Source organism: Pseudomonas sp. MWU12-3088 (assembly GCF_023242405.1).
Classification (GTDB): domain Bacteria; phylum Pseudomonadota; class Gammaproteobacteria; order Pseudomonadales; family Pseudomonadaceae; genus Aquipseudomonas; species Aquipseudomonas kribbensis.
Genome location: NZ_JALJEA010000001.1, coordinates 1,126,574 through 1,148,436, shown reverse-complemented (window position 1 = coordinate 1,148,436; position 21,863 = coordinate 1,126,574). Strand labels below are relative to the sequence as shown.

Here is a 21,863-nt window from a genome sequence, read left to right as displayed (position 1 = left end):
GTTATTCGGTACAGAGGGGTATTCGTTCTGTGTGCCCGGAACCGCCATCCACCGGCTCCGATGCCGGGTTTCAGCCGGCCAGGCAGGCGGCGAAGCCCTGGTTCAGCGCCGCCCGATCCAGGTCGCGGCCGATGAACACGATCTTGCTCGAGCGCGGCTCACTGCCCCACGCGGTCGAGGCGCGGAACTCCACCAGACTGTGCACGCCTTGCAGCACGTAGCGTTGGTCTTCGTTGGCCACCGCCAGCACGCCTTTCATGCGGTACAGGTTGTCGGCCTGAGCACTGCGCAACTCGCTGATCCAGCGGTGGAACGCCATCAGGTTGACGGCGCCGTCCACGGCAATGCCCACCGAGGACACGCTCGGGTCGTGTTCGTGATCGGGCTCTTCAGCGTGATGGTCATGGTCGTGGTGATCGTGGTCGTGCTGATCCGCGCCGATTTCCATCAGCTTCTGCGTGCATTCGAAGGCGCCGATGCCGAGGATTTTCGACAGGTCGATTTGCGCATGGGTCGAGGTCACCAGATCCGCCGTGGCGTTCAGGCCACGAATCTTGCCGCGCAGGGTTTCCACCTCCTCAGCACTGACCAGGTCGACCTTGTTGATGACGATGCGGTCGGCGCAGACGATCTGATCCACCGCCTGATTGTCGACGCCGTCCAGTTGCAGGTCTTCCAGGTGCTGGGCGATGTGCTTGGCATCGACCATGGTCACGATGGCGTCGAGTTCGACTTCCTCGGCAATCGGGTCGTTGATGAAAAAACTCTGGGCCACCGGGTACGGGTCGGCCAGGCCGCTGGTCTCGATCAGGATATGGTCGAGCCGCACCGGGCGCGCCACCAGCTCGCGGACGATGCGCACCAGATCCTCGCGGACTTCGGCGGTGCAGCAGACGCAGCCGTTGACCATTTCGTAGATCTCTTCGGTCTCGGAGCTGAGCACCAGATCGCCGTCGATGCCGACTTCGCCGAACTCGTTTTCGATCACCGCGATCTTGCGGCCATGGTTCTCCTTGAGGATGTAGTTGAGCAGGGTGGTTTTGCCGGCACCGAGGAACCCGGTGAGGATGGTGACCGGGATTTTGGTGTTCGGGGTCGGGGCGTTGAAGGGGGTGTTCATGTGAGGCTCCTTGATGATTACCGGTGCACGATGAATTGAGTGATGACGCTTTACTGTGGGAGCTAGCTTGCTAGCGATAGCGGTGTGTCATTTAGCGGTGATGGCGACTGATCGACCGCCATCGCGAGCAAGCTCGCTCCCACAGGGTTCTGTGTGTTCTCGCCATCGGCGGGCGACGCCGGCATCGAGGCCGAACAGGTCGAGGACACGACCGAGGCTGTGGTCGACCATTTGCGCCAGGCTGTCCGGGCGGGCGTAGAAGGCCGGCACCGGCGGGGCGATGATCCCGCCCATCTCGGTGACGGCGGTCATGTTGCGCAAGTGGGCGAGGGTCAGCGGCGTTTCGCGGGCCATCAGCACCAGGGTGCGGCGCTCCTTGAGGGTGACGTCGGCGGCGCGGCCGATCAGTCCCGATGACGTGCCGGTGGCGATCTCCGCCAGGGTGCGCATCGAGCACGGCGCAACCACCATGCCCAGGCAACGGAACGAACCGCTGGCGATCCCGGCGGCGACGTCATCGGCGCGGTGGTAGTGGCTCGCGAGGGCGGTGACGTCGGCCAGTTTGTAGTCGGTTTCGTGGGCCATGGTCAGCAGCGCGGCGCGGCTGATGATCAGGTGGCTTTCGATGTTCAGCTCGGCCAGCAACTCCAGCAGGCGCACGCCGTAGATGAACCCGGACGCACCGCTGATGCCGACCACCATCCGCTGGCGGTTCACGATGACAGACCTTCAAGCAGTTGCCGCGCGCGCTCGAGCACATCCTGATCGAGCTGCGCCTTGATTCCGTCGAACCCCGAGCCGCGCGTGGCATCGAGGCCCATGCGCGAGGTGGTGCCATTGACCGAGGACGACGGGTCAAGCGGGCTGCCGGGCAAACCGTCGATGGTGAAGATGTCGAGATGCGGCTGGAAGTGCGTGGCCAGTGCCCACAGCACCTGGCTGTCGTCGGTGAGGTCGATGTCGCTGTCCACCGCGATCACGGTTTTCAGGTACGGGTCCCAGCCGAGCAGGGCCAGCATGATCTGCCGGGCTTCGCCGTCGCGGCTCTGGTCCAGCGCCACGTAACAATGAAAATGCGTGCCGGAGTTGGGGTAATGCACGGCAGTGACGGCGGGGAAGCGCGCCTTGAGCTTCTCGCTCATTTCCGCTTCGCGGGGCAGCCGCGCCAGGGTCAGGTGTTCGGCGTAACGTCCGCCCATCACGTCCACCAGCCAGGCGTCCTTGCGCCGCAACAGGGTGTCGACGCGCAGCACATTGTTGGTCGAGCGATCCGAGGAGTAGCCGCTGAATTCGCCGAACGGACCCTCTTCGGCATAGGCCGCCGGGTCTATCGCACCTTCGAGTACGAACTCGGCGTAAGCCGGAACGCCGATGCCATAGCGCGGGGTCTTCACCAGTTCCAGCGGCGCACCGAACAACCCGCCGGCCACCGCGCGCTCATCGCTGCCATAAGGCAAGCGAGCAGCAGCGGCGAGCATGAACAGCGGGTGCGCGCCGACCACCATGGTCACGCGCAATTCTTCACCGCGTTCGCGGGCGGTCTGCAACATCCGCCACAGGTGCCCGCGTGAGTGCAGGCTGGTGGCCAGGGCCTGGCGGGCGTGGCGCATCGAGCGGTGGTAGCTCATGTTGGCGATGCCGGTCTGCGGGTCCTCGGCGATGATGATCGCGTTGGTGATGTACGGGCCGCGATCACTGTCGAAATGCTTGAGCATCGGCAGCAGCGCCAGATCCAGCGCTTCACCTTCGAAGACTTCGTCGAGCACCGGGCCGGTTTCGATGTAGCGCGGCGGAATCGGCTGGTTGGCGCGGGTCTGGAAGGTTTCATGCAACTGCGCGGCGCTGACGCCGAACAGTCGGGCGATACGTCGGCGGGAGGCGAACAGATTGGTCGCCACCGGCACGCCGAGGTTGCCGACGTGTTCGCAGATCAACAGCGGGTCGCGGCCCTGGGCGGCGAGGGCATCGACCAGGGCGGTGACGTCCTGATCGGCAGAAAGGGGTTGGGTGATGGTCAGCACATCGTCCGGGTACTGGCGGCGATAGGCGTCGATGAATACGTGAAAATCCTGAGAGTCGCCGAGCGTCGAACGGGTCATGGTTTCACCTCGTAAAAAGCAGGCGCGCAGGGGTGAGGCAGGCGTTCGATCGACAAGCCGTTGGCCTGCCGGTCGAGCGAACGCCGGGTCATCTTCGCGCCTGTAAAGTCGCTGTGTACGGGTTTAGAGGTAGGTCGTGGTCAGACGAATGTCCGCCTCGGCCAGGTCCTTCGGTGGCGGGGTCGGTTCTATTCCGCACAACCGGGCGATGTTGTTGCCCAAGTAGTCCTCAAGGTGATCCTCGTCGATCCCCAGGCCTTGCGGCGCCGGCGAGCACAGCACTTCCAGCTCGCGCAGCCACATGCCCGGTTCGTTCGGCGGCGAGTCGGTGCCGAACACGATCTTGTTGCGCGGCAGCTCTTTGGCGAACTCGACGATCCGCGACTGGAAGCACCAGCCGGACTCGCAGTACACGTTCGGCGTGTCCATCGCCATCCAGAACGCCTCGAACGAGTAGTTGCCGCCGGTCTGGATGCCGAAGTGACCGATGATGAAATTGACCATCGGGAACTCGCGGATGATCGGGTAGAACATCGTCGGAATGGTGTACGGGCCGTCACCGGTGTGGATCAGCACCACGATGTTGTACTTGGCGCAGACCTTCATCGCCGGACGCAGCCAGTCCAGTGCGCGATCCGGGCGATAGCCATGCATGTTGGCGTGCAGTTTGAGCATCTTGAAGCCGTATTCCTTGATGTGGAATTCCAGCTCCGCCGCGCCGTTTTCCGGCCCCCAGCGCGGGTTGAAGTTGAAGTTGCCGATGAAGCGGTCCGGGTACTTCACGCACAGTTCGGCGACGTAGGACATGTAGTCGCGCACGCCCTCGCGGCCACGGCGGTTGCCGTCGCGATAACCGGTGTTGCCCGGTGGCGGCTGGATGAAGCCCATGTCGATCCGGCGCGGTTTGCCGTTGATCATGTACGGGCCGTCCATCAGCTTGAGCATGCGCTCGCCGGTGAACGGTTCGCCGGTGTGGCGCCAGGCCTCGTCGACCAGGTTGGTGGGGTGCAGATGGGTGTCGATGATCATCGGTTCAGCTCCTGGCCAGTTGAGTGGTGACGGGGCGCTTGAGTTGCGCCTCTGCTTCGGAAACGGAACGCGGCGGCGGGGATGGCTGTAGGCCGATCATCCGTGCGGTGTTGTTGCCCAGGTAATCCTCGAGGGTGTCCTCGTCGAGGTTCAGGCCCTGCGGCGGCTCGTGGCACAGCACTTCGAGCAGGCGCAGCCACATGCCCGGTTCGTTCGGCGGGGTGTCGGTGCCGAACAGAATCTTGTGGGTCGGCAGGACCTTGGCGAACTCGACGATCCGCGATTGCAGGCACCAGCCAGACTCGCAATAGACGTTGGGCAGCTCCATCGCCCACTGCATCGGTTCAAACACGTAGACGCCGCCGGTCTGCACGCCGAAGTGGGCCATGATGAAATCGACGTTGGGGAATTCCTTGATCATCGGCACCCATTCCGACGGGATGCTGTAGGGCCCGTCGCCGGTGTGCAGCTTGACCGGAATGCCCAGCTCGGCGCATTTCTCGAAGGCCGGGCGCACCCAGTCCAGCGCACGGTCGGGACGGTAGGCGTGCATGTTGGCCTGCATCTGCACCATCTTGAAACCGTGTTCCTTGACGTAGCGCTCGATCGCCTCGACGCCGTTTTCCACGCCGCAGCGCGGGTTGTAGACGAAGCAGCCGATGAAACGGTCCGGGTAGGTCTGGACCATTTTCAGGGTGTAGGCCATGTAGGCGTCGATGGATTCGCGGCCCGACAGTTCGCCGTCGGTCCAGGTGTAAATGGTGTTGCCCTGGGGTGGCTGGATGAAGGCTTTGTCGATGCGGCGAGGCTTGCCGTTGACCATGTACGGGCCATCCATCATCTCCAGCAGACGCTCGCCGGTGAACGGGTCACCGTCATGCCTCCAGGCGAGGTCCACCAGATCGGTGGGATAGCAGCTGATATCGATGATCATTGAAGTCGATCTCCTGATAGCGGGGAAGGGAGCCTTGCGGCTCACAGCATCCACGTCCCGGGCAATCGGCCGTTTCTATGCGCAGCACTCGCGCATTCCCTCGCCTGTTCGCATCCGGCCCGGGAGGGTGGTTGCTTGAGGCGAGTATTGGAAGGCGGGGGAGGGTTCGTACAATATTAATTGGGTGGGGTGGTGATATGTGTTCGATATGGGCTTGTCAGCGATGGCGTCAGGGCTGTGTTTGCCGGGCCAACTGCTTGATCACTTCAACAACAGGCGCCACCCGCTCGGCTTGCCCATGGGGCCACACCGCATAAAGATTGTAATGCGCCGCAATCCGCGCCTCGTTCAACGCCACCAGCCGCCCGCTGCGCAACGCATCGGCGGCCAGCAATCCACGCACCAGCCCGGCGCCAACGCCAGCCTCCGCAGCCGCAATCAGATTCGCCGCATTATCAAAAACCACCCGCGCCGGCGGTTCCGTCGGTGTCATCCCGGCCGCGTCCAGCCATGGAATCCACGACCGTCGCGTGTACCCCAACAACGGCAACTCAAGAATCTGCGCCGGGCTCAACGGCAGCTGCAAACCATGCCGCTCCAGCAACGCCGGAGACGCCACCGCCAGCACCCGGTCCCCGCAGATCTGCGTCATCTCGCAATCGTCCCAATCGCCGTAGCCATAGCGCAACGACAGGTCCACCCGTTCGAACGTGCTGCGATCACTGCGCGGCATCGACAGGATCGTCACTTCGTAATCCGGCAAACCGTCGAGCAACTGCGGCAGGCGCGGATTGAGCCAGCTCTGGGCCAGTTCGCTGTCGACGTCGAGAGTCAGACGCTGGGCCACGCTGCGGTTTTTCACCGAAGACAACGCCCGGTCAATCTGCGCCAGCCCGTCCGACAGCACGCTGGCAAACAACTGCCCGGCATCGGTCAGGTTGCTGCCGCCGCCTTCGCGCACGAACAGCGGCTGGCCGATGAATTCTTCCAGGGCGCGGATCTGCTGGCTGATCGCGCTGTGGGTCAGGTCGAGCTTGCGCGCGGCGCTGGAAAAACTGCCGCTGCGTGCCGCGTGGATGAACGCGCTCATGGACTGCACCGACGGGTATCGCTTGTACATGTTGTTAGTCCTGCTTACACCGGTTGGCAGAAATCGTCGCTGGCCGCGTGTTGCCCGGGCTTCCAATAATCGATGACCAGGCCCGCACAAAGACGGGCCGCTCTTTTGGAGCCTGACAATGATTGCATTCACGGTTAACGGCGAACGACGCGAGCTGGATGAAGCGTCCCCCTCCATGCCCTTGTTATGGGTGTTGCGTGATCAGTTGAAACTCACCGGCACCAAGTTCGGCTGCGGCATGGGCCTGTGCGGTGCATGCACCGTGCACTTGAACGGCGTTGCGGTGCGTTCCTGCCAGTTGCCGCTGGCCGCCGTCGCGGGCCATAGCATCACCACCATCGAGGGCCTGTCGCCTAACGAAAGCCATCCGCTGCAACTGGCCTGGGTCGCCGAAGATGTGCCGCAATGCGGCTACTGTCAATCCGGGCAGATCATGTCCGCCGCCGCGCTGCTCAGCACTGGCGCACCGGTCAACGACGACTCGATCCGCAACGCCATGTCCGGGAATATCTGCCGCTGCGGCACTTACGGGCGCATCAACAAGGCGATCAAACGTGCGGCGAATGCGCCGAAGGAGGCGTGATGAGCCTCGTCGAAAATGCCGGTTTCGAACTGTCGCGGCGGGTGTTTCTAAAGCAGACGGTGACGGTGGCGTCCGGTCTGGCGATTGCGCTGTACCTGCCGTCCGGTGCAGCGACTGAAGCGAAAACCTCGGCCACTGAATTTGAACCCAACGCCTGGGTACGGGTGCTGCCCGACGGCACGGTGAAACTGGTGGTGCACAAGCATGATTCCGGCACCGGAACCCAGACCGCACTGGCCGCGTGCGTGGCCGAGGAACTGGATGTGAACCCGATGACCGTGCAGGTCATTACCCCGGAAGATCCGTTCTTCGAAACCTATATTCATCCGGTCTGGAAAGTCTTCTCCACCGGCGGCAGCACCAGTGTATCGCTGGAATACGATCGCCTGCGCATGGCCGGCGCCACGGCGCGGGCGCTGCTGATCGGTGCGGCGGCGCAGCAGTGGAAAGTCACTCCCGAGAGCTGCTCCACCGAGGAAGGCCGGGTCGTGCATGCGTCGAGCAAACGCAGCCTCGGCTATGGCGAACTGGCCGGCGCGGCGGCGCAACTGCCGGCGCCGGCCAATGTCGCGTTGAAAGATCCGTCGCAGTTCAAATACATCGGCAAGTTGCGCCACAAACGCGATGCGGCGGCCAAGGTGTGCGGGCGTTTCAAGTACAGCATCGACGTGCAGTTGCCGGGGATGCTGGTGGCGGTGATTCAGCGTGCGCCGGTGGTGGGCGCCAAGGTTGTCGCGGTGGATTCGGTAGCCGCGTTGCAGGTGCCGGGTGTGCGCAAGGTGATCGCGGTTCCGGGCCGACCGGACGTACTCGGCGGCAACCTCGAAGGCGTCGCGGTCCTGGCCGAAACGTTCTGGGCCGCGCAGCAGGGACGCAAGCTGCTGGAGATCAAATGGAGCGACTCGCCGCTGGCCGGCTTCGACAGCGCCGATCTGGCCAAGGCACAGCTCGCAGCGATCAGCGACCCGGCAACGCAGACCGTCAAAGCCATGGCCCAAGGCGATGTCGCCGGACAGTGGCCGGGTGCGGCGAAGCTGCTCGAAGCCGATTACACGATGCCCTACAAGGTGCAAAACCCGCTGGAGCCGATCTGCATCACCGCCCAGGTCAAGGACAAGGCGATCACTTATTGGGGCGGCGTGCAGGTGCCATCGTCGGCGCTGGAAGCGGCGCAGACCGTGTGCGGCATCGGCAAGGACAAGGTCACCATCCATGAGCTGGTCTCCGGCGGCAGCTTCGGTGCGCGGGAAGCCAAATACTGGCTGTTCGAAGTGGCGTATCTGGCGCAGCAGACCAGCGTTCCGGTGAAATTGCTCAACAGCCGCGAAGACGAAATGCACGCGCTGTTCAATCACCCGGCGACCTTGCACCGGGTAAAAGGTGCGCTGGATGCCCAGGGCAAACTCACGGCGCTGCAACTGCATGCAGTGTCGCCAGCCTCGCCGGAGCAGTGGGAACCGGGCTATTTCGAGCGCCCCGATCACATGGATTACAGCACCACCGAAGCGATCACCGCGTGGGACTTCGCCTATCGTCCGCCGCACCTGGAGCTGAACTGGGTCAAGCACGAAAGCCATGTGCCCAGCGGCTGGTATCGCTCCGTAAGTTTCATTCCCAACGTGTTTGCCGTGGAAAGCTTCATGGATGAACTGGCCCATGCGGCCGGTGAAGACCCGTTGGCGTTCCGCCTGGCCAACATGCGGGAGCGGCCACGGCATGTGGAGGTGTTGAAGCAGGCCGCCGAACGCGCCGGCTGGGGCCAGAAACTGCCGCCGGATACAGCGCTGGGGATCGCCACCAATCAGGGCTACACCAGTTTTATCGCCGTGGTGGCGCGGGTTGCGAAAGTCGACGGCAAGGCGCGGGTCGAGAAGCTGACCTGTGTGGTCGACTGCGGCTTGGCGGTTTCACCGGGCGGGGTCGAAGAGCAGATTTACGGCGGGCTGATGTGGGGCCTCGGCCATGCGCTGTTCGACCGTCTCGACATTCAGCAGGGCAGGGTGGTGCAGAGCAACTTCCACGACTATCGCGTCACGCGCATGTCCGACATGCCGCCCGTGGACATCCTCGTGCTCGATGGCCAGCCGGACAAACCGGGTGGCGTCGGAGAGCTGGGCAGTCCGTCGGTGGTTCCGGCGATCGCCAATGCGTTGTTCAGCCTGACCGGGGTGCGTCAGCGTTCCACACCACTGAACCTGGGATAAGCCGCCATGGACCTGCGTTTGCTGCGGTACTTCATGGCCTTGGCCGATGAGCTGCACTTCGGCCGTGCCGCTGAACGGCTGCACATCTGCCAGCCGCCGTTAAGCCAACAGATTCGCTTGCTGGAGGAAGAGCTCGGCACGCCGCTGTTCGAGCGCAGCCATCACCGTGTCGAGCTGACGGCGGCGGGGCAGATGCTCAAGGAGCAGGCGCCGCTGGTGTTCGAACAACTCGAGCGGGCGCTGGACCTGACCCGCCAGACCGGGCGCGGGCAGCTCGGCGAGCTGGAAATCGGCATGATCAGTTCGGTGATGGTCGGCGTGCTGCCCAAGGCGCTGCACCTGTTTCGCGAGCGCTACCCGCAGGTGACCTGGCGCTTGCATGAGATGACCCCGGCGGCCCAGGTCAAGGCGCTGAAGGAGAAGCGCATCGACGCCTGCGTGTTCCGCGTCGGTTATGACGACCCGCAGTTGCGCAATGAATTGCTGATCCATGAGCCGATTCATGTGGTGATGCCAGCGGATCATCCGCTGGCCCGGCGTGAAGTGCTGGCGCCGGCAGATCTGGCGCAGGAACCGTTTGTGGCGCTGGAATTGAAGCAGTCGCGCTTCGCCAATTTTCTCTATCAGTGCTGCATTCAGGCCGGGTTCACCCCGCAGATCCGCCAGCAGGTGATCGAGGTGCAGACCTTGCTCAGTCTGGTGCGTGCCGGGTTCGGCGTGGCGCTGTTGCCGGCCTCCATCGAGCAACTGGCCCCGGCTGGACTGGTGTTCCGGCGCCTGACCCCGGCGTTGCCGCAAGTGCCGCTGTACGCGACGTATCGGGCGGACGATGCCTCGCCAGTGCTCAAGCTGTTTCTCGATACGCTGCGGGAACTGGTGGATCACTCATCGCGCTGACCAAGGGCAAAATTGCCCGGCACGATCGCGACGGCCAGCGGTCGTAATCTTCACATGCGCGTACTTGTGGAGAGCCAATGAGCCGGGACGTCCTGACCACCGAAACCAATCGCCGTCAGTTGCAGCAGATCATCGCCGGTCTGTCCGACGGGGTGATTCTGCTGGAACTCGACCAGACCATCCTCTGGGCCAACGAAGCCGCGCTGGCGATGCATGGCGTCAGTCGCATCGGCGAGTTGGGCAACAATGCCGGGGAGTATGCCGAGCGTTTCAACCTGCGCTATCGCAACAACCACACGCTGACGCCGGAGCAGTACCCGATCAGTCGCGTGGCGGCGGGGGAAACCTTCAGTGACGTGCTGGTGGAAGTCACCCCGCACAGCGATGAAGAACGCACCTGGGTGCACAGTGTGCGCAGCATGGTGTTGACCGATCGTGACGGCGAAACCGAATCGCTGGTGCTGATCATGAGCGACGTCACCGATTGGGCCAACGCCGAGCAGCGCTTCGAAAAGACCTTCAACGCCAACCCGGCACCGGCGGTGATCTGCCGCCTCAGTGATTTGCGTTACATCAAGGTCAATCCGGGCTTCCTTGAAATGACTGGCTACACCCGCGATCAAGTAATCGGCGCCTCGACCTATGAGCTGGACATTCTCGAACAGGCCGAACGCAAGGAACTGGCGATCCAGCGCCTGCGGGATGTCGCGACCATTCCGCAGATGCAGGCCGAGTTGCGTCTGCCGGACGGCGGCAGCAAGCAGGTGATCGTCGCCGGCCAGCCGCTGGTGCTCAACGACGAGGACTGCATGTTGTTTTCGTTTGTCGACATGGAGCTGCGACACAAGGCCGAAGTTGCGCTGCGCCAGAGTGAGGAACGATTTGCCAAGGCCTTTCGCCTGACGCCGGTGCCGATCCTGATCTGCAGCGCCGACGAGCAACGGCTGATCGACGTCAATCAGGCCTTTCTCGATACCCTGGCTTACGAGAGCGACGACGTGCTCGGCAAGACCCTCGCGCAACTGGACTTCATCGATGAACCGGCGGAACGCGCCCGGTTGCTGGCGGCGCTGGAAAAGACTGGTCGCGTTGACCGCGTCGATATGCGGATCCGCAAGAAAGACGCCGAGCTGCTGGAGTGCGCGGTGTCCGCCGACACCGTCAACATCCAGGACACTGTTTGCTATCTGCTGGTGCTGATGGACATCACCGAACGCAAGCGCACCGAGCTTGAGCTGGTGGCGGCGATTGAAGAGGTGATGAAGGATGCTTCGTGGTTCAGCCGTACGCTGATCGAAAAACTGGCCAATGTGAAGAAGGTCAACTCGCCGCAACTGCCCAGCGTTTCGTTTACCGATCTCACGGCTCGCGAGCGTGATGTGCTGGGGCTGATCTGTGAGGGGCTGGCGGACAAGGAGATTGCGGCGCGATTGAAACTGGCGCCGAACACCGTGCGCAATCATGTAGCGACGGTGTATTCCAAGCTCGATGTGCACAGTCGCAGTGAGGCGATTGTCTGGGCTCGCGAGCGTGGGTTGTTCTCGGGCAGCAGCCGGGGGCAGCGGTAAGGTGCAAATGCACTAGTTCATGGGGTGCAAATTCGGGTGTTTGATCGGGCGGGCTGTTCTTAGTCTGGTGAGGTGCGGTGCGGTTTTCTCCCGTGATCGTGTCCCTTTTGAACCTGCTAATGGATCAGCCCCTATGAATGTGTTGTTTGTTGTCGAGTCTCGTAGTGCGGAGCTTGCGCGATGATTTATCTGGCGCAGTTGCGGGCGCAGCTTGAGCGCAGTTTTTCGCCGTTGGCTTGTGAGTGTGTGGTGGATGGGGATCACTCGCTTACTGTGAAGTTGTATGAGCCGGTTTCGGGGCGCGTGGATCTGGTGATCAGTGGGTTGAGTCTTGGTGCCTTGCGTACGCCGGAAGCGGTGGATGCCTTGATTGATGAGTTGCGGTATGAGCTTGAGAGTAATTCTTTGCGGTCGCCGGGGTGAACTTGGCGGCCTCTGGGCCGACCAGGTTCATGGGTTCTTTTGGGTGAATATCCGTTGCTTCGGGTGCTGCCGCTGGCGGTTTCGCCCTTACGGCGAGTCACTTTTGACAAACGCCTCAAAAGTAACCAAAAAGTCTTTACCCTGACGTTCGGCCCTCGCTGTGGCTCGGGTTCCTTCGCTCCGGGATCGATCCGGGGCATCGCCTACGGTTTGCTTCGCTGCACCTCCTCTCGATGTGTTTGGCTTCGCCAAACGGTCGCTGCGCTCCCACCCCGGATCAATCCCTCCACTCAGCCTGCCGACGGGCCCTGCGATCAAAAGCGGTACTTGAGCTAACGCTCATCGTGTTGAGTGGTGAAGAGCGTAAAGCCGACTTGTATGCTCTTCCACGCCGGAGTTCGGCTCGATGTATCAGGTCGATGCAACTCGAATGAACAACTCCGTCGGCTCCCTCTCCCTACGGGCGGTCCGACGTTTCGGGAGGGCTGGGGTGAGGGCTTGTTCTCAAGGCTGTCCTCGATTTGTCAGAATCCACGAATCAACAACTCCGCCCAAAATCGACAGCCATTTCCCCCCAATCCCACCATTCCACTGGCACTCACCCCCCACTGGTCTATAAGGAATGAGTGGTTCGGTTTCCATAACCGGGTATTTGCACGCTCGGCGACGGGAGTTTGTCTTCCATTTATCGCGGGTCATCCTATGAACAATCCTGGGAAACGCGTGTGTTTTTCGTTGTTGTCGGCTTTCGGTCTGGTGCTGCTCAGTGGCTGTGCCAGTCCTCCACCCCCTCCGCCGGCAGCGCCGCCTCCGCCACCTGAGCGTACCTGTCAGGTGATGGAAAATACCGAGGTCGCCGGTGACATGTATGCCGACGGGCAGGTAACCCGACACATCACCAAGACTCGTTGCGTCACTCAATAACGCACGCGCCGTCGAAGGCGCGGGTCGAGTGGATTGTGCTGGTGGCCGATCTGGTCGGCACTGCCGTGTTCGCCGTTGAAGGCGCCATTGCGGCGATGCACGCTCAACTCGATCTGTTGGGCGTGATGGTGATTGCCTTTATCGTCGCGCTCGGCGGCGGGGTGACGCGTGATCTGTTGATCGGCGCTACGCCGCCCAAGGCGGTGGCCGACTGGCGTTATCCGGCGCTGGCGTTTGCCATGGGCGGGGTGGCGTTTGTTTTTCATGAGCAGGTGCTGGGCTGGTCCGGTTCGACGCTGATCGTGCTGGACGCGGCGGGGTTGGCGCTGTTTGCCGTGGCCGGGGCGCAGAAGGCGTTGAATTTCGGGATCTCGCCGTTTGTGTCCATGCTGATGGGGACGATTACCGGCGTCGGTGGCGGGGTGCTTCGGGACATTGTGCTGGCGCGGGTGCCAGTGGTGTTGCAGGCGGATCTGTATGCCAGTTCGGCGTTTGTCGGCGCGGCGGTGTTGATCGTCGGGCGCAGGCTGGGCGTTTCGCCGGTGGCGGCTGCGTTGCTGGCGGGGGCGGCGTGTCTGTTGTTGCGGTTGTTATCGGTGCATTTCGGCTGGCAATTGCCGAAGGTTCTGGAAGCATGAAAAAGGCAGCCCTTGGGCTGCCTTTTCGTTTGCATCAGAAGCGGATCAGGACAGGAAACCGCCGTCCACGTTCAGCGATACGCCGGTGGTGTAGCTCGACGCATCGCTCGCCAGGTACAGCACGGCGCCGGCCATTTCGCTTGGGTCGGCCACGCGCTTGAGCGGGATCTGGGTCAGGGCTTGCTTCAGGATCGCGTCGTTCTTCACCAGGGCCGAGGCGAACTTGGTGTCGGTCAGGCCCGGCAGCAGGGCGTTGCAGCGGATGCCGAACTGCGCGCATTCCTTGGCGAAGACTTTGGTCATGTTGATCACCGCAGCTTTGGTCACCGAGTAGATGCCCTGGAAGATCCCCGGCGAAATACCGTTGATCGACGCCACGTTGATGATGCTGCCGCCGCCGTTTTCGCGCATCAGCTTGCCGGCTTCCACCGACATGAAGAAGTAGCCACGGATGTTCACGGCGACGGTTTTCTGGAAGGCGCCGAGGTCGGTGTCCAGCACGTTGCAGAACTGCGGGTTGGTCGCGGCGTTGTTGACCAGGATGTCCAGACGGCCGAACTGTTCCTTGATCCCGGCGAAGACCTGGCTGATCTGTTCCATTTCGCCGATGTGGCAGGCGACCGCTGTGGCCTTGCCGCCGGCGGCGATGATGGCGTCGGCCACGTGCTGGCAGCCTTCGAGTTTGCGGCTCGAAACAATCACATGGGCGCCTTGCTGGGCCAGCAGTTTGGCGATGGCTTCACCGATGCCACGGCTGGCGCCGGAGACGAAAGCGATCTTGCCGTCGAGGTCGAACAACTGAGTCTTGGACATGGGATTCCCTTGTAGTGAGCCTTGTTATAACGCCGTCATCAGAGGCTGGATTTGGCAATGACCTGCAGGCTCATCTGCTCCAGCAGTTTGTTCATGTGAATGAACTGCGCGAAGCGTTTGTCCTGGGTCTGGCCATGGAAGAAGCGGTAGTAGATCTGCTGCACGATGCCGGCCAGACGGAACAGGCCGTAGGTGTAGTAGAAGTCGAAATTGTCGATCCGGATGCCCGAGCGCTCGGCGTAGTAGTCGACGAATTCGCGGCGGGTCAGCATGCCCGGCGCGTGGCTCGGCTGGCGGCGCATCAGTTGCACCGGGGCCGGGTCGTCGGCCTGGATCCAGTAGGCGAGGGTGTTGCCCAGGTCCATCAATGGATCGCCGAGGGTGGTCAGTTCCCAGTCGAGCACGCCGATGATCTGCATCGGGTTGTTCGGGTCGAGGATGACGTTGTCGAAGCGGTAGTCGTTGTGCACGATGCTGGAGGTCGGGTGGTCGGCCGGCATCTTGTCGTTGAGCCAGGCTTTGACCTTTTCCCAGTGCGGTGCGTCCGGGGTCAGGGCTTTTTCGTAGCGTTCGCTCCAGCCTTTGATCTGCCGGGCGACGTAGCCTTCAGGTTTGCCCAGATCGCCGAGGCCGCAGGCGTTGTAATCGACCCGGTGCAGTTCGACGAAACGGTCGATGAAGCTCTTGCACAGGGCTTCGGTTTTCGCCGAGTCCAGGCCCAGTTCCGGCGGCAGGTCCGAGCGCAGGATGATCCCCTTGACCCGTTCCATCACATAGAACTCTGCACCGATCACCGAATCGTCGGTGCAATGCACGTAGGCTTTCGGGCAATACGGGAAGCCGTCGCGCAACTGGTTGAGGATGCGGAATTCGCGGCCCATGTCGTGGGCGGACTTGGCCTTGTGGCCGAACGGCGGACGGCGCAGGACGAATTCCTGGTCCGGGTATTCCAGCAGGTAGGTCAGGTTCGACGCGCCGCCGGGAAACTGGCTGATCTGCGGCGTGCCGCTCAGGCCCGGAATGTGCGCCTTGAGGTACGGATCGATCAGGCTGGCATCGAGTTCTTCGCCAGAGCGGATACGGGTGGACTGGTCAGTAAGCGCCATGCTTATCCCTTCTGCTTATTTTGGAGGCCAGACATCATTGGCTAATCTAATGGCGCGCTCGGGTCGTCACAAGCGCGGTTCGGTCTTATAGGTTAGCGTGTTGGACGATAATCACCCTTGGGAATGTGCGCGGCGGGCCGCTGGCGACTAAGGTTTAGCGCGTATGCCTTGTTCACAAAGGAGCTTTGAAATGGGCTGCCCGCAAGTCTGTGCCAGCGCCACCCTGCAATGCAGTTTCGGCGCCGCACCGGCGGTGCTCAACGTGCTGCCGGTCAATCGTACGCTGACCGGCGGGATGCCGGCGGCGAACATCATGGATCATATTCCGCTGGTCAACGTCACCACGTTCGGCATGTGCATGAGCATGGCCAATCCGATGGTCGCCGCTGCCACGGCTGCGGCATTGGGCGTACTGACGCCGATGCCGTGCATTCCTGCCACCGCCTCGCCGTGGATCCCCGGCGGAGCGCCGACCTTGCTGCTGGGCGGGATGCCGGCGATCGATGCCAACAGCACGTTGATGTGCAACTGGGCGGGGGTGATCAAGATCGTGATGCCGGGGCAGATGCAGATGTTGATTCCCTGAGTCAGGCCTGCTGCGGATCCGTCCACTTGCGAAACCACCAACGCACCCGGGAAATCGGCTTGCCATCGGCATCCAGTGGTCGCCCGTCCTCGGCAAATCCTTGCTCCGGCTCCATCAACTGCCCATTCAGATAACGCGCATCCACCGCCGGTTTGCCGTTGGGATGAAAGCGCTGATAACGCCCCTCACGCACGCCATCGCGATAGAACTCGGCTTCCGCGACTTGCCCGTCGGGAAAGTAATTGAAGGCCTCACCATGCAATAACCCACGCCGATAAGTGGCCTTGCGCTGCAACCAGCCTTCGGGCGCATAAAAACTGGCGATCCCTTGCAGCTTGTCGCGCACGAACGGCATATGCGCCGAGACCTTGCCGTTGGGGTGATAGAGCAGGGACGTGCCCTGCAATTGGCCCTGGCTGTAATTCAGGTCTGCCTGCGGGCGACCGTCATCCTTGATGTTCAACGGTCCGTCGAGTTGCCCGTCCTGCAGGCGCCCCTTGAGGTGTTTGTCATCCTGCTGCAAATCCAGCGGTGTGATCGCCATGGCGACTCCTTGTCAGTTGACCTGTACCAGCCCGCCCTTGATGGTCAGCATGCCACCGCCGTCCACGGTCTGCGAGGCCGCGCCCTTGTTGGTCAGGCTGACGCCGGCATCGTTGGTCAGCGTCGTTCCGGCCTTGTTGTCCAGCGAAGTACCGGCCTGATTGGTCATGGCGGTGCCGGCCTTCTGGGTAATCGAGGTGCTGGCCGAAGTTGCCAGATCTGCGCCGCTCTTGATTGTGAAACTGCCGCCGCTTTGCAGGGTGAGGGTGCCGCTGACCTTGATCGTCAGGTTGCCGTCCACCGTCAGGCTGTAGTCGCCGGTGACCTTGTCGGTGTAATTGCCGCCGGTGCTGTGGTTCTGGTCGGCGCCGACCTTGACGGTGCGACTGTCCTTCACATCGAGGCTGTCGCTGCCGGTCTGGATCGTCACGCTGCGTTTGCCTTTTTCCAGCGTGACGGTTTCGTCGCCGTCCTTGACCGTGCGGGTGCGGGCGTTTTGCACCGTGAGGGTTTCGTCGTGGCCGACGGTGGCGCTGGTGTCGTTGAGCACGTTGATCTTCAGGTCTTTCTGCGCTTGCAGGAACACCTCTTCGGCATCCTTCTTGTCCTCGAAACGCAGCTCGTTGAAACCGCCGCCACCCTTGGACGATTGGGTCTTGATCCCCGATTGGGTCTGGTTCGCCGGCAAGGCGTAGGGCAGGGCGTTGTCGCCGTTGTACACGCAACCGGTGACCAGTGGCCGGTCCGGGTCGCCGTCGATGAAGGTCACGATGACTTCCTGGCCGATGCGTGGCACGAACTGCATGCCGAAGCCCTTGCCGCTCCACGGCAACACCACACGCACCCAGCAGGAACTGGTTTCATCGTTCTTGCCGTCGCGATCCCACGGGAACTGCAACTTGATCCGGCCGTATTCATCGGTCCAGATTTCCTCGCCGGACTTGCCCACGACGATCGCGGTCTGCGGATGCATGCGTGGTTTGGGTGTGGTGCGTTGCGGGCGAAAGGGCGTGGCTTTAGGGATGGCTTCAAAGCGGTTGCGATAGCTTTCGTGGCTGGCGTCGTGGGTGACATGCGTGACCACCCAATCGATATTCAGGCTTGCATCGTCATGGCCGTCGAGGGTGAACCAATGGCCCGGAATCAACCAGCGGCAATCGCTTTCGCCGACGAAACGTTTCTCTTCACTGCGCAGGCCATCGACCCGTTGTTTGGTCAATGCGTCACCCCGAGCTTTGGCGTTGTAACCGCCGGGATGCTCATAGATGGAGCGTGGTCCGGCCACGGCCTCCGCCTGGCCATAGAGTGAAGTGGTCGGCGTGGTGAACTCGTAATCCGTTGCCTTGTACACCCCTGCCACTGCTTGCAGACACACCTGGCCTGAGCGGATGCCATGCAATTCTCGCTCGCCCATTTGCTGGCCCAGGTATTTGACCTTCGGCCCGTTGGGGATCTGTACGAAAGCATCGTTGCTGTCACCCAGCACCAGCGTGTGCTTGCCGTCCTCGTGGATGAAGAACCAGAAGATGCCTTCCTCTTCCAGCAGGCGAGAAACGAAGGCGAAATCGGTTTCGCCATATTGCACGCAGTATTCGCGGGGCGTGTAGCTGCCGCTCAGCGAGAGTTTGAAATCGGTGAAACCGTGGGCCTTGAAGATTGTGGTCACGATGTCCGAAGTGGCGAGGTTCTGGAACACGCGGTTGTTGCTGGCCAGGGTCAGCCACCAGAGCCAGGGCCTTAATACCAGCTGATAGCGTTCGGCGGTCGCGTCGGCGGGGAGCTGGCGAATCTCGGCGACCAGTGCGTCGAAGGGACGGAGTTGGGCGTCGTTGTGCAGGGTGGTGGTGACGTGGGTGGCGATGGCTGTGGTCAGGGTGAGGGAAGTGCCGTCGTTGAGACCGTTAAGGATTTGTGAACCCAACAGGTTTAGCGCTTCGTCGCCGGAAAACGACTCAGGGAAAAGTGCCGACAGCGAGGCGGCGGTGAGGGAGAGGGTGGTGTTGCTGTCGGTCGAGCGGGGCATGGTTTGGCCTGCTACTGATAGTCCAATTCATGAATGGTGGTATCGACATTGCCGTTCTGATAATAGAAGTGCCATTTCGAAGTGAAAGGCCAATATCGAGGGACATACTCGCCCCAGAGAATCGCATCGCCTCCACCGTGTCCCATATGAGTGTAGGGCGCTGCCCTGGGGACGGTGTTCACGTTGTATTTATCCGAGGGCAACAACCAGGAGACGTTGGTTCCGTATCTGAACAGGTCGTCATTGGTGAATATGGGCCTGTGAGTCTGGGTGGTTGCAAGGTTGTAATGACGAACCCTGACGAACCCGCCAAAACTCTGAACGCCCACACAGCAGCCCGTCAGATTGTCAGTCAGAAAAATAACCGGATCAGTACCCGTTGGTGTCGCCGGCAAGTCGAGATACAAGCCCGCGTCTTCCGCCCAGGGTAGGTAATAAGCCTCGAAGGGACCTCCATGATTCAGGCAAAGTAGTTCTGGGGCTGAACTCATGGTTGAAATCTGAAACGTCACGGTTCCTGCGTGTGTTTGAGGCAGATTCAAATACAGGTGCTTGTCTTGTTGTTCGAGGAGTGCCTTGAGCATGATCCAGTGTCCTTCAGCAGTGAGACTCCGCTCGTCCCGCGTTACACCACAACCAGCCAGCCAATGTCACTGACGTTGCTGGACTCTTCCCATTTGAGTCCCTTGACCACCTGTTGAATGGGGCTGGTCTTGCCCAGGCCCAGGCTGGCTTCCAGATAATTGAGCAACTGTTCGAGATTGGCTCCGCGCGGGGTTGCCGCCACAGGCGTGGTGCCAGGTGACACCACGTCATAGTGTTTGTCGATCCGGTCACCGATGCTTGAATTGGTCTGGGCGAAACCCACATACAGGTTGTCTGTAGATGCATCGAATTCGCGCAGCATTCGTGTTATCTCAATGGCGACCTGCGGCTTGGTGGCCGTGGATGCGAGGTTTTTCTGCAACATGGCCACTTCTTGTGCAGCAACACTGGCATAACCGTGACCGTAGAGACCTTGCAGCAAAGACTCCAGATGCGACCACGCGAAATTGTGAGGAGCGGGGTTGGTTTGAACTAGCTTCAGAAAGCTTTTTTCTACCGCCGAATACGGGATCTTGTGGCAGACGGCACAGTTATAGGTCGACAGGAATTTCTTGCTTTTCATCTGCTTGGCAATTTTGTAGGGGTTCTTTTTTGAATGGGGGTCGTGGGTATCCAGAAGCAGTTGCTCCGCCTCATTGAGTGGGGTGGTGTTGATGATCTCTTCGACCAGTACTTGCAGAACGCTCAGATTCAAGTGTGAGCCGGGCCGAGAATGATCGGAGGCGAAAGTGTCTGTCGTCTTTTCGTAGGTGATGCCCATATTGATTTCCTGCTTGCAGGATTGGTACAGGTTCATGTCCTCTGGCTCGCACGCTTTTCAATATCAGCCTGAGAACCAGCGCAGCCAGTTTGGCCAGGCATTTCCACCGGGTGAGTGCCCTTGGTGCATGTAGTCCCAGCGTGCGGTCTCCGTTAAGCCCGCGCCTCGCAACTCCTGAACCACCGTAGCTTCAATAGCCCTGACATTCAGGTTCTCCAGCTCGCCTATGTTTCCTTGAGCCAGCAACTGAAATTGTGCCGGATCGGAAATGTACTGCAGTGCATGGCCCATTTCGTGTAACAGGCACACTGCCGGGGTCAGGAAACCTGTACGTGTACGTGGACCAAATACGCCTTCCAGAATCCATGCGCCCCAACTCTGCTCTCTATTCCAAGGCGCATCGATACGATGACTTTCACCCGGTCCCAATCGTGGGTCGTTTGAAGCGAAATCCGTAGTGTCGACCGACTGAGTGTGGTTCCAGCAGATCATCCCGCCGTCAAGGTAATGGGGGCATTTTCGGCTGTAGGGAGGGATATATTCCGAGCCGCCTTGATTGATCACCATGATTCCGATGTGCAGAGGGGAGTTATCAAGGCTGGAGATGACCTCTTGGGCGAAAGGGGAGTGATTCAGATACGAAATTGCCGTGTTGTAGTGAGTCTGGAACTGATTGATTGAAGGGACTAGTCCTAACATGATTGTTTTTTCCTGAGATTTTTAGGGGGGCGTACTGTCGGCTCTTGTTTCGGTATCTCGTGCCATTCATTTTGCGTAGCTGATGTATTCTTTTGTTTGTATCTTTTGAAGGAAGTTGGACTCTTGTCCTGCGTCTGTTGGTCGGCTCCCGGATTTTTTAAAAGCTTTGTCTCTGATCAGGTCCAGGAAAGCGTAATATTTTGTCGTGTCATTGAAGATGGTCATGCATTCATAACCTTCTTTTAATGCTCCGTGGCTATTCGCTGGACGGTATTTCTGACTGTAGATTTCATTTGCAATTCCGCGAATGACATCTTCTATTCGTTGTCTTGTTATTTCTTCCAATATGTCTCTGCTGAAGACGCCGCCACCTTCGGTGCCCCCGAACTCAAGACCCAGTGCTAGAGGTTTTGGAATAATATGCAGTGCACCTATTAGTTCCTTTTTACCTTTGCTGTTTTTTTCATAATAGGGGATCAGTGGTTCGGAGACCAATGAACGCATAGCGTTGTCGCGTTGCAATAAAGACAGTGAGCCATGAATTTGTTCGCAGGCCTTGCAGGTTCTCCGATCTCCTTGGGTTGCTGCGCCGATCGTCGAAGATCTTCCGGTACCTGAGGCAACTTTTTTAAGAGAGTCGAGCAAGTCATTTGTCCCGTCGATCGTTTTTTGCGGCGTCGGTGCAACTAAATAGGCTCTGAAAGCCAAGGTAAAAACTTCATCCAGTACCTCTCTCCAGATTGAGGCAGATACAACGTTGTGCGCATTGGTTCCCGGATTTGATTCGTCCATACTGGGCTTTCCGCACATAGGGCATAACAGAGGAATATTTTGCTTGGCAATACCCGTCTCGGTGATAACTGCTACGAGTGTACTCACGCCAAGGCTGTTTTTAAAATATACCTGCCACGTGTTGTGGGTTTTATATGCTTCGATTGGAATTATTTCGCACTTCAATCCTTGGGAAGATGCACTTTTGGTGAATATGGCTCTTGAGGTGTCAAGGTTTTTTTGAATGCTGCTCAAGTCTTCAATCGCTCTTTCTGCATGGATGACCGCATCAAAAGCCCAATCTTGCAAATTGGAGGTTGTTGAGAAACTTATGGTGATTGACATGGTGGTTTTCTCCAATTCGACGTCGAATTAAAAGTCCTGAAATTAGCAGTTTTCAATATAAGTGCAGTGCTC

At 60.4% G+C, this 21,863-nt stretch carries 21 protein-coding genes; 7 read left to right on the top strand and 14 right to left on the bottom strand.

Annotated elements, in window-relative coordinates; translation table 11 throughout:
- Window positions 1–70: 70 nt before the first annotated feature.
- The 6 genes from M5B98_RS05195 to M5B98_RS05170 all read right to left on the bottom strand — a co-directional run bounded on the left by M5B98_RS05195 (window position 71) and on the right by M5B98_RS05170 (window position 6,302).
- On the bottom strand, window positions 71–1,120 hold the full coding sequence (locus M5B98_RS05195; RefSeq protein WP_115078367.1) for a CobW family GTP-binding protein: 1,050 nt from the start codon (window positions 1,118–1,120) through the stop codon (window positions 71–73).
- A gap of 87 nt (window positions 1,121–1,207) precedes the next feature.
- Complete coding sequence (locus tag M5B98_RS05190) at window positions 1,208–1,822, bottom strand: UbiX family flavin prenyltransferase (RefSeq protein ID WP_248742175.1); 615 nt, start codon at window positions 1,820–1,822, stop codon at window positions 1,208–1,210.
- A gap of 11 nt (window positions 1,823–1,833) precedes the next feature.
- Window positions 1,834–3,219: a UbiD family decarboxylase gene (locus tag M5B98_RS05185; RefSeq protein WP_248742057.1), complete on the bottom strand. Its 1,386-nt coding sequence runs from the start codon at window positions 3,217–3,219 to the stop codon at window positions 1,834–1,836.
- Between the two features lie 123 nt (window positions 3,220–3,342).
- The gene (locus tag M5B98_RS05180) at window positions 3,343–4,248 is read right to left on the bottom strand and encodes an amidohydrolase family protein (protein ID WP_007952854.1); all 906 of its coding nucleotides are present in this window, start codon (window positions 4,246–4,248) and stop codon (window positions 3,343–3,345) included.
- 4 nt (window positions 4,249–4,252) lie between these two features.
- Window positions 4,253–5,182: an amidohydrolase family protein gene (locus tag M5B98_RS05175; RefSeq protein ID WP_011334798.1), complete on the bottom strand. Its 930-nt coding sequence runs from the start codon at window positions 5,180–5,182 to the stop codon at window positions 4,253–4,255.
- 229 nt (window positions 5,183–5,411) lie between these two features.
- Window positions 5,412–6,302 (bottom strand): LysR substrate-binding domain-containing protein, encoded by an 891-nt coding sequence (locus M5B98_RS05170; RefSeq protein ID WP_248742056.1) that lies wholly within the window; start codon window positions 6,300–6,302, stop codon window positions 5,412–5,414.
- Between the two features lie 118 nt (window positions 6,303–6,420).
- On the opposite strand from M5B98_RS05170, the gene M5B98_RS05165 reads away from it, so the two are divergent.
- The 6 genes from M5B98_RS05165 (at window position 6,421) to M5B98_RS05140 (ending at window position 13,539) form a co-directional block, all read left to right on the top strand.
- The gene (locus M5B98_RS05165) at window positions 6,421–6,885 is read left to right on the top strand and encodes a (2Fe-2S)-binding protein (RefSeq protein ID WP_248742055.1); all 465 of its coding nucleotides are present in this window, start codon (window positions 6,421–6,423) and stop codon (window positions 6,883–6,885) included.
- The gene (locus tag M5B98_RS05160) at window positions 6,885–9,089 is read left to right on the top strand and encodes a xanthine dehydrogenase family protein molybdopterin-binding subunit (RefSeq protein ID WP_248742054.1); all 2,205 of its coding nucleotides are present in this window, start codon (window positions 6,885–6,887) and stop codon (window positions 9,087–9,089) included. Before M5B98_RS05165 ends, M5B98_RS05160 begins: the two co-directional genes overlap by 1 nt.
- Window positions 9,090–9,095: 6 nt before the next feature.
- A complete protein-coding gene (locus M5B98_RS05155; RefSeq protein WP_085711502.1) occupies window positions 9,096–9,986 on the top strand; it encodes a LysR family transcriptional regulator in 891 nt (296 codons plus the stop codon).
- Between the two features lie 77 nt (window positions 9,987–10,063).
- Window positions 10,064–11,554, top strand: coding sequence for a helix-turn-helix transcriptional regulator (locus M5B98_RS05150; protein ID WP_248742053.1), 1,491 nt, complete (start codon window positions 10,064–10,066; stop codon window positions 11,552–11,554).
- A gap of 180 nt (window positions 11,555–11,734) precedes the next feature.
- The gene (locus M5B98_RS05145) at window positions 11,735–11,977 is read left to right on the top strand and encodes a DUF1652 domain-containing protein (protein WP_085711500.1); all 243 of its coding nucleotides are present in this window, start codon (window positions 11,735–11,737) and stop codon (window positions 11,975–11,977) included.
- A gap of 908 nt (window positions 11,978–12,885) precedes the next feature.
- A complete protein-coding gene (locus tag M5B98_RS05140) occupies window positions 12,886–13,539 on the top strand; it encodes a trimeric intracellular cation channel family protein (RefSeq protein WP_248742052.1) in 654 nt (217 codons plus the stop codon).
- A 45-nt stretch (window positions 13,540–13,584) separates the two neighbouring features.
- Here the strand turns inward: M5B98_RS05140 and M5B98_RS05135 are convergent, their stop codons facing one another.
- Together M5B98_RS05135 and M5B98_RS05130 are read right to left on the bottom strand one after the other, a co-directional pair.
- Window positions 13,585–14,352, bottom strand: a complete 768-nt coding sequence (locus tag M5B98_RS05135) for an SDR family oxidoreductase (RefSeq protein ID WP_248742051.1) — start codon at window positions 14,350–14,352, stop codon at window positions 13,585–13,587.
- 38 nt (window positions 14,353–14,390) lie between these two features.
- Entirely contained in the window at window positions 14,391–15,458 is a 1,068-nt protein-coding gene (locus M5B98_RS05130; RefSeq protein ID WP_248742050.1) for a phosphotransferase family protein, read from the bottom strand.
- A 190-nt stretch (window positions 15,459–15,648) separates the two neighbouring features.
- Between M5B98_RS05130 and M5B98_RS05125 the strand changes: the two genes are divergently transcribed.
- Complete coding sequence (locus tag M5B98_RS05125) at window positions 15,649–16,044, top strand: DUF4280 domain-containing protein (protein ID WP_085732036.1); 396 nt, start codon at window positions 15,649–15,651, stop codon at window positions 16,042–16,044.
- 1 nt (window position 16,045) lies between these two features.
- Here M5B98_RS05125 and M5B98_RS05120 read toward each other — a convergent pair whose 3' ends face one another.
- From M5B98_RS05120 to M5B98_RS05095, 6 genes are all read right to left on the bottom strand, one after another.
- The gene (locus tag M5B98_RS05120) at window positions 16,046–16,588 is read right to left on the bottom strand and encodes a toxin-antitoxin system YwqK family antitoxin (protein WP_248742049.1); all 543 of its coding nucleotides are present in this window, start codon (window positions 16,586–16,588) and stop codon (window positions 16,046–16,048) included.
- A 12-nt stretch (window positions 16,589–16,600) separates the two neighbouring features.
- Complete coding sequence (gene tssI / locus M5B98_RS05115; protein ID WP_248742048.1) at window positions 16,601–18,610, bottom strand: type VI secretion system tip protein VgrG; 2,010 nt, start codon at window positions 18,608–18,610, stop codon at window positions 16,601–16,603.
- 11 nt (window positions 18,611–18,621) lie between these two features.
- A complete protein-coding gene (locus tag M5B98_RS05110) occupies window positions 18,622–19,194 on the bottom strand; it encodes a hypothetical protein (RefSeq protein ID WP_248742047.1) in 573 nt (190 codons plus the stop codon).
- Between the two features lie 41 nt (window positions 19,195–19,235).
- Entirely contained in the window at window positions 19,236–19,976 is a 741-nt protein-coding gene (locus M5B98_RS05105) for a hypothetical protein (protein WP_248742046.1), read from the bottom strand.
- Between the two features lie 63 nt (window positions 19,977–20,039).
- Window positions 20,040–20,675, bottom strand: a complete 636-nt coding sequence (locus tag M5B98_RS05100) for a hypothetical protein (protein ID WP_248742045.1) — start codon at window positions 20,673–20,675, stop codon at window positions 20,040–20,042.
- A gap of 66 nt (window positions 20,676–20,741) precedes the next feature.
- Window positions 20,742–21,791, bottom strand: coding sequence for a hypothetical protein (locus M5B98_RS05095; protein ID WP_248742044.1), 1,050 nt, complete (start codon window positions 21,789–21,791; stop codon window positions 20,742–20,744).
- Window positions 21,792–21,863: the final 72 nt, after the last annotated feature.